This is a genomic window from Streptomyces sp. NPDC002690 (assembly GCF_053592415.1).
In genome coordinates, this window is sequence record NZ_JBSFVR010000280.1 from 1 (window position 1) to 9,972 (window position 9,972).

Consider the following 9,972-nt stretch of genomic DNA (forward strand, 5'->3'; position numbering starts at 1 on the left):
GCCGTCAACAACGGCACCGAACCCCGGACCGTCGAGCTCACCACCGAGTCCGCCCGGATGAACTTCCGCACCCTCTACGGTGGTTCGGCCACCGTGCGCAGCGGCTCGGACAAGAAGATCACCGTCACGGTGCCCGCCCTGTCCAGCATCGTGCTCCGCGCCGACCAGCCCCTCGCCGCCCCCGCCACCAAGCCCTCGCTCACCCTGAAGGCCCCGGCGGCAGGCGCGACCGGCACCGTCGAGATCTCCGCCGACGTCACCGGCGGCCAGCTCGACCGCGTGGTGTTCGCCGCCCAGACCGGCAACGGCAAGTGGCGCACCCTCGGCACCGCCGACCACGCCCCGTACAAGGTCACCCAGGTCGTCGACGACACCGTCGCCGCCGGAACACCGCTGCGGTACAAGGCCGTCGTCGTGGACCGCGCCGGCCGCACCGCGAGCGCCCTCGCCTCCACCACCGCCGGTCAGGCGCCCCCTGCCGCCAAGCCCGTCGCCGTCGAGCGCGACTACGCCGTCGTCCACTACAAGCGCGCGGACGGCGACTACGACGGCTGGCAGCTGAAGTCCGGCGATGCCACCGCCGAGTTCACCGGCCGTGACGCGTACGGCGCGTTCGCCTGGCTGAAGCTCGCCGAGGGCACCTCCACCGTGCCGTACACCGTCGAGAAGAACGGCACCGCGGACGGCCCCCAGCGCACCGTCGACCTCGCCACCACCGGCCAGGTCTGGGTCGCCCAGGGCGACGACGGCCAGGTCACCGAAACCCCCGACGGCGCCGGCCCCTCCACCGACACCACCAAGGCCGTCCTCCACTACCACCGCGAGGACGGGAACTACGACGGCTGGGGCCTGCACACCTGGACCGGCGCCAAGGACCCGACCGACTGGGCCAAGCCGCTCCAGCCGGTGACGAAGGACGCCTACGGAGTCACCTTCGAGGTCCCGCTCGCCGACGGCGCCACCTCGCTCAGCTACATCCTCCACAAGGGCGACGAGAAGGACCTCCCGAGCGACCAGTCCCTCGACTTCGCGGGCAAGGGCTTTGAGGTCTGGATGCTGGGCGGCACCGCGAACTACCTCCTCCCGGCAGCCGCCGGGGTCCCCGCCCCCGACCTCACCAAGGCCGAGGCGCAGTGGATCGACGCGGACACCGTCGTCTGGAAGGTCAAGGCCACCGCCGCCACCAGCCAGCAGCTCGTCTACGCCGAGAACGGCGGCATCTCCGTCGCAGACGGCGCACTCTCCGACGAGGGCCAGTGGCTGCGTCTGAACCAGACCACCCTGACCGACGCGCAGAAGGCGAAGTACCCGCACCTCAAGGACTACCCCGCCTTCCAGGTCGACGTCCGCGACCGCGACCGGGTCCGTGAATCCCTGCGCGGCCAGCTGATCGCCACCCAGCGCGCCGCCAACGGCGCCCTCCTCGCCGCCACCGGCGTACAGATCCCCGGAGTGCTCGACAGCCTGTACGGAGCAAAGGCCGGCGGCGCCGCCCTCGGACCCGTCTTCGACAAGGGTGTCCCGACGCTCTCCGTCTGGGCCCCCACCGCCCGTACCGTCCAGCTCGAACTCGACGGCAAGACCCTCCCGATGCGGCGCGACGACACCACCGGCGTCTGGTCCGCCAAGGGGACCAAGTCCTGGAGCGGCAAGCCCTACCGCTACGTCGTCCAGGTCTGGGCGCCCACCGTCCAGAAGGTCGTCACCAACAAGGTCACCGACCCCTACTCCACCGCCCTGACCACCGACTCCGCCCGCAGCCTCGTCGTCGACCTCACCGACCCGAAGCTCGCGCCCGCAGGCTGGTCCACCCAGAAGAAGCCCGCCGCCGTCCCGCTGAGCAGCGCGCAGATCCAGGAACTCCAGATCCGCGACTTCTCCATCGCGGACCCCACCTCCCAGCACCCCGGCGAGTACCTCGCCTTCACCGACACGGCGTCCGACGGCATGAAGCACCTCAAGGAGCTCGCCGACTCCGGCACCTCCTACGTGCACCTGCTGCCCGCCTTCGACATCGGCACCATCTCCGAGAAGAAGTCCGACCAGCAGCAGCCCGCCTGTGACCTCAAGGTCTACGCCCCCGACTCCGACGAGCAGCAGGCCTGCGTCACGGCCGCCGCCGCCAAGGACGGCTTCAACTGGGGCTACGACCCGCTGCACTACACCGTCCCGGAGGGCTCCTACGCCTCCGACCCGAACGGCACCAAGCGCACCGTCGAGTTCCGGGAAATGGTCCAGGGCCTCAACAACGCCGGACTGCGTACCGTCATGGACGTCGTCTACAACCACACCGTCGCCTCCGGCCAGGACGACAAGTCGATCCTCGACCGGATCGTGCCCGGCTACTACCAGCGGCTCATGGACGACGGCTCCGTCGCCAACTCCAGCTGCTGCTCCAACACCGCGCCCGAGAACGCCATGATGGGCAAGCTCGTCGTGGACTCGCTCGTCACCTGGGCCAAGCAGTACAAGGTCGACGGCTTCCGCTTCGACCTGATGGGCCACCACCCCAAGGCGAACATCCTCGCCGTGCGCAAGGCCCTGGACGGCCTGACGCTCGCCAAGGACGGCGTCGACGGAAAGAAGATCATCCTCTACGGCGAGGGCTGGAACTTCGGCGAGATCGCCGACGACGCACGCTTCGTCCAGGCCACCCAGAAGAACATGGCCGGCACCGGCATCGCCACCTTCGACGACCGCGCCCGCGACGCCGTACGCGGCGGCGGCCCCTTCGACACCGACCCCGGCGTCCAGGGCTTCGCCTCCGGCCTCTACACCGACCCCAACAACTCCACCGCCAACGGCACCGAGGCCGAGCAGAAGGCCCGCCTGCTGCACTACCAGGACCTGATCAAGGTCGGCCTCTCCGGCAACCTCGCCGACTACACCTTCACCGACACCTCCGGCAACAAGGTCACCGGTGCGGGAGTCGACTACAACGGCCAGCCCGCCGGATACGCGGCTGCCCCCGGCGACGCCCTCGCCTACTCCGACGCCCACGACAACGAGAGCCTCTACGACGCCCTCGCGTTCAAGCTCCCCGCGGACACCTCGGCCGCGGACCGGGCCAGGATGCAGGTCATCGCCATGGGCGTCTCCACCCTCTCCCAGGGGCCCTCGCTCTCCCAGGCCGGCACCGACCTGCTGCGCTCCAAGTCCCTGGACCGCAACTCCTACGACAGCGGCGACTGGTACAACGCCATCCACTGGAACTGCCAGGACGGCAACGGCTTCGGCCGCGGCCTGCCGCCGGCCGCGGACAACAAGGACAAGTGGTCCTACGCCGAGCCGCTGCTGACCAACCCCACCCTCACCCCCGGCTGCGCGCAGATCACCGGCGCGTCCGCCGCCTACCAGGACCTGCTGACGATCCGGAGCACCGAAAAGGCGTTCGCCCTCACCTCCGCCGCCCAGGTCCAGTCCACCCTCGCCTTCCCGCTCTCGGGCAAGGACGAGACCCCCGGCGTCATCACCATGACCCTCGGTGACCTGGTCGTCGTCATCAACGCCACCCCGTCCACCACCACCCAGAAGGTGGACGCGGCAGCGGGCAAGGACTACGCCCTGCACCCGGTGCAGGCGGCGGGCGCGGACCTTACCGTCAAGCAGTCGCGGTACGAAGCGGAATCCGGCAGCTTCACCGTCCCAGGACGGACCGTCGCCGTGTTTTCACGTCCCCGCCACTGACGGGCTACGGTGTGACCGCACGCGTCGGCGACGGAGCCGCAGCGGCCCGGCGCCGAGCACCGTAACTCCGCCACAACCGGCCGGTCACGGCGCCACTCCCCGCACGGGAGCGGCGCCGGGGCCGGTCGGTCCGGTCGGTCGGTGACACCTGCCGGCCGGCCGGCGCACCAGGCCCGAGCTCGCCGGACGGTGATGATGAAGATCGTGGGAAACCTGCCCGAGGAGTCGACCAGCTTCATCGGGCGGGGAGTCGAACTCCTGCGTCTCGAATACGCCCTGACGCCGTATTACCTCGTCGGGCACCGACTCACCCCGCACCGTATGACCACGCTCGTCGGCCCCGGCGGCGTCGGCAAGTCCCGCCTCGCCCGCCGCGCCACCCACCTCGTCGGCCACCGTTACCAGGACGGCGTCCGGTGGGCCGACCTCTCCCCCCTCTACGGCGACGACCTGCTGCTGCCCACCGTCTCCGACGCCGTCGGCCTCGCCGACCACGCCCTGCGGATGCCCGTGGACGCGCTCTGCGAATGGCTCGCGGACAAGAACATGCTGCTCGTCCTCGACTCCTGCGAACACCTGCGCGCGCCCACCGCGCACCTCCTCGGCGAACTCCTCACCATCGCCCCCGGCCTGACCGTCGTCGCCACCAGCAGACAGCCCCTCGGCGTCCGCGGCGAGAACATCGTGGAAGTCCCCCCGCTGCCCTACGACGGCGAGAGCGACGCCCTCACCCTCTTCCGTGACCGGGTACGCGTCTCGGCCCCCGGCATCACCTTCCGGCGCCCCGCCGACACCAAGGCCGCCGACGAGATCTGCCGCCGCCTCGAAGGACTCCCGCTCGCACTGGAACTGGCCGCCGCCGCCGCCCGCCGCCACACCCTGCGCCAGATCGCCGACCGGCTCGGCTCCCGCCTGGACGTCCTCAGCGACGACTCCCAGCGACCCCGCCGGCACCGCGCCCTCCTCACCACCATCGGCTGGAGCCACGAGCTCTGCATCCCCCTGGAACGCCTCCTGTGGGCCCGGCTCACCCCGCTGCGCGGCGACTTCGACGAAGAGGCGGCCCGGGAGGTCTGCGCCGGAGGCCCCCTCGGACCCGACGCGGTGACCGAGGCGCTGCGCGGACTCGTCGCCAAGTCCGTCGTCAAACGCGACGGCGAACGCCACCACATGCTCGACACCCTGCGCGAGTACGGCCGGATGTGGCTCATCGAACTCGGCGAGGAGGAAGTGGCCGGCGCCGCCCGCCGGCACGCCGCCCGGTTCCTGGACCTCGCCCGCCGCGCCCACTCCGGATGGACCGGCCGCGACCAGGTCGCCTGGTACCACAAGGTCTCCGACAGCCACCTCGACCTCTGCGCCGCCCTCGACCACCTCCTCGTCCACGACATCCGCGCCGCCCAGGAGATGGCCGGACGCATCGGCTTCTTCTGGAGCTGCTGCGGCCACCTGACCGCCGCCCGGAGCTACGCCCGGCGCGCCCTGCGAGGCGGCCCGCTCGACGGCCCCGACCGCACCCGGCTGCTCTGGGTCATGGGCGTCGCCGCCCTGCTCCAGGGCGACTTCGAGGTCGCGGAGCGGCTCGGCGCCGAGTGCACGGCCCACGCCGAGACCGACGGCGACGACGAGGGAATCCTCAACTCGACCTATCTGGCCGGACTCACCCACATCATGCGGGGCGAGCCGCGGACCGCCCTGAGAGCCGCCGAACGCGCGCTGCGCCTGACCGAGGCGAGGACGGTCGAGTCGGCCTACCGCCTGCGCTGCCACCTCATCACGGTCTTCGCCCTGAGCGGCCTCGGCCGGCTCGACGAGGCCGCGGAGGCCGCCGCCACGCTCAGGGCGGCCTGCGAGGAGCACGACGAACACTGGACCCGTTCCTACGCCGACTACCAACTCGCCCTGATCGCCCTGCTCCAGGGGCGCCCGGACGTCGCGGCGGCGCACGCCCGCACCATGCTCCAGGGCAAACACCGGCTGCGCGACAGCTTCGGCATCGCCCTCGGCCTCGACATCCTCGCCTCCGCCATCGCCGCCCAGGGCCAGGGGGCCCGCGCCGCACGGGTCTACGGCACCGGCCAGGTGTACTGGCGGATGGTCGGGCACCCGCAGCGCGGCACCCCCGACGTCACCCCGGTGCGCGAGACCTGGGAGCGGCAGGCCCGGGAGGCCGTCGGCGACCTCGCCTACCAGCGCGCCTTCGAGCAAGGCCGGACCGACACCGCCGAGGCGGGCCTCGCCGCGGCGCTCTGGGACGAGTCCCGGATCTGACCCGCACCGGTACGGGCGCGGCGCCGGAAGCGCCGGTGGTGAGACACGGTTGTGCGGCCCGGCGCGGCCCGTCAAGGTGGGCGACGACAATGCCCGCACCACCCGCAACGGGAGCGCCTGATGCCTCACATCACCATCGACTACTCCGCCGGGATCGAGGACGCCTTCGACCGCCGGGGATTCGCCGCCGAACTGCACCCGCTGATCGCCCGCACGATTGCCACCTCGACCGCGGCGTGCAAGACCAGACTCCGCCAGGTCGACGAGACGCTGGTGGGGGAGGGAGCCGTCGACGGCTCGCTCGTCCACGTCGTCATCGCCATCCTGCCCGGACGGACCCCCGAGGTCCGGGCGCAGCTCACCGAGTCCGTTCTCGCACTGCTCGACGAGCACCTCAAGCCGGCCGACGGAGTCCGCATCGACGCCTCGGTCGAGACCCGCGAGCTCGACCTCGCGTACCGCAGGAACTGATCGCCCGGCCCGTCCCTCCGCGCCTCGCCGGTCAGGGCAGCCGCTGCGGGGGGACGGCGGGCGCTCCGGCGGTCAGCGTGCCCAGCCGGGTGAGCAGTTCGCCGAACGGGCCGTCCGACGGCTCCTGTTCGAGTACCCGCAGCACGACGCCGGCCAACTCGTCGTCGTACGCGGCGCTCACGGCGGCCAGCGCCGCGAAGTCGTGCACCAACTGGAGTTCCAGCTCGGCGCGGGGGACGCGCTTGCCGTCCAGCCAGAGCAGCGCCGTCGCCTCGGCGAGCGACACCCAGGTGCGTACCACCAACTCCAGCCGGGCGGAGGGGACCTCGACCCCGAGGTGGGCGAGTATCTGCTCGTACGCGGCCTGCCGCACCCCGTCGATCATCGCGTTGGTGGTGGAGGAACCGGCCGCCGGGCCGCCCCGCATGAGCGCGGAGAAGCCGGGGCCGTGGTCCTCCACGAAGTCGAAGAACCGGACCATCACCCGCAACAGGCGAGTCCCCAGCGGCCCTTCGTGCGGCTCCAGGAAGCGTTCCGCCAGCTCGTCGGCGGCCCGCCGCAGCGCGGCCTCGTACAGGTTCTGCTTGCCGGGGAAGTAGTGGTAGACGAGCGGGCGGGAGATGCCCGCGGCGGCGGCGATCTCGTCGATCGACACCTCGTCGGGGGAGCGGCTGCTGAACAACTCCAGTGCGACGCCGATCAACTGCTGTCTGCGCTCGTCGACGCCCATGCGGCGCCGCACCCCGGTGGTCATGCGGACAGCCTAACCGGGGTGCGACGGACGGCGGGACCGGCCCGGCCAACCTACAGATCGAGGACCAGCCGCGATCCCCGGCACCGGGAGACGCAGATCAGCATCGAGTCGGCGCGCTCCGCGTCCGTCAGCAGCTCGTCCCGGTGGTCGATCTCGCCGTCCAGGACCCGCTGTTGGCAGGTGCCGCAGAAGCCCTGTTCGCAGGAGTACGAGACATGGGGCAACTCCTCGCGCACGGCCGCCAGAACCGACTGCCCGGCCGCCACGGAGACGGTCCGCTTCGAGCGCCGCAGCTCCACCTCGAAGGCGCCGGAATCCGCGCCGTCACCCGGAGCCCCCGCGGCGAACCGCTCCAGGTGCAGGGTGCAGCCGTCCGGCACGGCGGCGGCCACCGCGTCCATCAGGGGCCCGGGGCCGCACACGTACACGGCCGTCCCCGGCGCGAGCCCGGCGAGCGCCGCGGCCACGTCCGGGTGCCCCGAGGTGTCCTGCGGGACGACCGTCACCCGGTCCCCGTCCGTGCCGAGCTTCTCGATCTCGTCGAGGAAGGGCATGGTGGCCCGTGAGCGGCCCCCGTACAGCAGTCGCCAGGGCGCCCCGGACGCGGCGACCGCCCGCAGCATGGGCAGGACCGGGGTGATGCCGATGCCGCCCACGACGAAGAGGTAGCCGTCCGCACCGACCAGCGGGAAGCGGTTGCGGGGCCCCCGGACGCCGACCTCCTCCCCCTCGTGCAGCTGCGCGTGCGCCTCCCGCGAGCCGCCCCGGCCGTCCTCGTCCAGCCGGACCGCCACCGTGTACGTCCCCTGGTCCGCGGGATCGCCGCAGAGGCTGTACTGCCGGACGACGCCGGACGGAAGCACCAGGTCGATGTGGGCACCCGGCTCCCAGCGGGGCAGCCCGGGTCCCTCCAGCCGGAGCTGTACGACCCCCTCGGCGGGCGAGCTCCGCTCGGTGATCAGCAGCCGCCTGGTGGTCGTGGCGCCGCGTACCGCCTGCCCGGAGGTGGGCTCCTCCAGCGCCGGCATCGGCCAGAGCGGGGAGGCGGCGACGCGCTTGCGCAGCGCACGCCGGACGAGCAGGGCGGCACCGGCACCGGCGCCGGTGACCAGCAGTGCGGTGCGGGTACGGGGCATGGGCATGGTCATTTGTTTCCCGTCGTACGGGCCTCGGCGGCGAGCGCCGCGGGCGAGCGGGCGAGGTAGTCGACGGCTTGGGCGGTGCTGCCGGTCCGCGAGGGGTGGTAGCGGCGGCTCAGATAGTCCGGGACCGACCGCAGGATGTCCCCGGCCGGGGGCAGCGTGCCCCGTCTGCCGCCGGCGTGGAACTCCCGGAGCGACGCCCGGCCGTCGGGCAGCCCCGGGTCGTTCGCCACGAAGAAGCGGACCCCGCGCTGCCAGAGGAAGACCAGCGCGGAGAAGGCGGTCGCCCAGGTCCGCACCCGGCGCCGGTAGCCGCCGTCCACGTGGCAGAACACCTCGAAGGCCACCGAGCGGTGCTCGACCTCCTCCGCGCCGTGCCAGCGCAGCAGGTCCAGCATCGTGGGATCGGCGCCGAGCCGGTCCAGGGCGTCGGCGTTGAGTATCCAGTCGCCGAGGAACGCCGTGTAATGCTCGATCGCCGCTATCGTCGCCACCCGCTCCTTGAGCCACCACTCCCGGGCCCGCCCGGGCGGCAGGGTCCGGTCGCCGAGCAGCTTCTCGAAGAACCAGTCCACCTGCGCGGTGTACGGCGTCGGGTCGATCCCCAGCCGTTTCAGGTGCGGCAGCACGTCGTCGTGCGCCTGCGAGTGCACGGCCTCCTGGCCGATGAACCCGATGACGTCCTCGCGGAGCCGCTCGTCGTGGATGTACGGCAGCACCTGCCGGTACACGTGGATGAACCAGCGTTCCCCGGCCGGAAGCAGCAGATGGAGGACGTTGATCGTGTGGGCGGCGAACGGGTCGCCGGGCACCCAGTGCAGCGGGGTGTGCTCCCAGTCGAACGCGACGTTGCGGGGCTTGAGCGGCGTCCGCTCCGAAGTGACCGCCGCCGGCTGCTTGTTGGACATGCTGTCAATGTACTGATGGGTACGGCGCGGGGACAGAGGCGTGCGTGCTCTTCCTCGGACCGGTCGTCACGCCGGCCGGCCGCCCCGCTCTCCCCGGTCCAGATAGGCGAGCACCGCGAGGACCCGGCGGTTGTCGTCGTCGGACTGGGTCAGCCCCAGCCTTCCGAAGATGTTCGAGGTGTGCTTGGCGATGGCCCGTTCGGTGACCACCAGTTGCGCCGCGATGGCCGCGTTCGTACGGCCCTGCGCCATCAGCTCCATGACCTCCCGCTCCCGAGGGGTCAGCCCGCCCATCGGCTCGTCCCGGGACCGCCGCGTCAGCAGTTGTGAGATCACCTGGGGATCCATCGCCGTGCCTCTGGCCGCCACCCGGCGCACCGCGTCGACGAACTGGTCCGCGTCGAAGACCCGGTCCTTCAGCAGATAGCCGATGCCGCCGTTCCCGTCCGCCAGCAACTCCCGCGCGTACAACTGCTCCACGTGCTGCGAGAGGACGAGTACCGGCAGCCCCGGGCGTGCCCTGCGGGCCGCCAGTGCGCACTGGAGCCCTTCGTCGGTGAGGGACGGCGGCAGCCGGACGTCGACGACCGCGACGTCCGGCCGCTCCTCGGCGAAGGCCCTGGTCAGATCGGGGCCGGTCGCGACGGCGGCCACGACCTCGAAGTCGTACGCCTCCAGCAGCCGGACCAGCCCGTCGCGGAGCAGGAAGAGGTCTTCGGCTAGGACAACGCGCAAGGGA

General features: G+C 71.9%; 7 protein-coding genes. 3 read left to right on the plus strand and 4 right to left on the minus strand.

Going from position 1 to position 9,972, the window contains the following annotated elements; genetic code table 11:
- The 3 genes from pulA to ACWD3D_RS27260 all read left to right on the plus strand — a co-directional run.
- On the plus strand, positions 1-3,687 hold a 3,687-nt coding region (pulA, locus tag ACWD3D_RS27250; RefSeq protein WP_451463432.1), incomplete at its 5' end, for a pullulanase-type alpha-1,6-glucosidase.
- Between the two features lie 195 nt (positions 3,688-3,882).
- On the plus strand, positions 3,883-5,958 hold the full coding sequence (locus tag ACWD3D_RS27255; protein ID WP_451463433.1) for an ATP-binding protein: 2,076 nt from the start codon (positions 3,883-3,885) through the stop codon (positions 5,956-5,958).
- Between the two features lie 120 nt (positions 5,959-6,078).
- Positions 6,079-6,429: a 5-carboxymethyl-2-hydroxymuconate Delta-isomerase gene (locus ACWD3D_RS27260; protein WP_451463434.1), complete on the plus strand. Its 351-nt coding sequence runs from the start codon at positions 6,079-6,081 to the stop codon at positions 6,427-6,429.
- Positions 6,430-6,460: 31 nt separating this feature from the next.
- On the opposite strand, the gene ACWD3D_RS27265 is transcribed toward ACWD3D_RS27260, so the two are convergent.
- The 4 genes from ACWD3D_RS27265 to ACWD3D_RS27280 all read right to left on the minus strand — a co-directional run bounded on the left by ACWD3D_RS27265 (position 6,461) and on the right by ACWD3D_RS27280 (position 9,968).
- A complete protein-coding gene (locus ACWD3D_RS27265; RefSeq protein WP_451463435.1) occupies positions 6,461-7,183 on the minus strand; it encodes a TetR/AcrR family transcriptional regulator in 723 nt (240 codons plus the stop codon).
- Positions 7,184-7,233: 50 nt separating this feature from the next.
- Entirely contained in the window at positions 7,234-8,325 is a 1,092-nt protein-coding gene (locus tag ACWD3D_RS27270) for a PDR/VanB family oxidoreductase (protein ID WP_451463436.1), read from the minus strand.
- 2 nt (positions 8,326-8,327) lie between these two features.
- Complete coding sequence (locus ACWD3D_RS27275) at positions 8,328-9,233, minus strand: metal-dependent hydrolase (protein WP_451463437.1); 906 nt, start codon at positions 9,231-9,233, stop codon at positions 8,328-8,330.
- A gap of 66 nt (positions 9,234-9,299) precedes the next feature.
- Positions 9,300-9,968 carry a response regulator transcription factor gene (locus ACWD3D_RS27280; RefSeq protein WP_451463438.1) on the minus strand — a complete coding sequence of 223 codons (669 nt, stop codon included), beginning with the start codon at positions 9,966-9,968 and terminating at the stop codon, positions 9,300-9,302.
- Positions 9,969-9,972 lie beyond the last annotated feature (4 nt).

Coding starts and splice junctions, on each gene's coding strand:
- ACWD3D_RS27255 (WP_451463433.1), top strand. CDS start 3,883: ATGAAGATCGTGGGAAACCTGCCCGAGGAGTCGACCAGCTTCATCGGG.
- ACWD3D_RS27260 (WP_451463434.1), top strand. CDS start 6,079: ATGCCTCACATCACCATCGACTACTCCGCCGGGATCGAGGACGCCTTC.
- ACWD3D_RS27265 (WP_451463435.1), bottom strand. CDS start 7,183: ATGACCACCGGGGTGCGGCGCCGCATGGGCGTCGACGAGCGCAGACAG.
- ACWD3D_RS27270 (WP_451463436.1), bottom strand. CDS start 8,325: ATGCCCATGCCCCGTACCCGCACCGCACTGCTGGTCACCGGCGCCGGT.
- ACWD3D_RS27275 (WP_451463437.1), bottom strand. CDS start 9,233: ATGTCCAACAAGCAGCCGGCGGCGGTCACTTCGGAGCGGACGCCGCTC.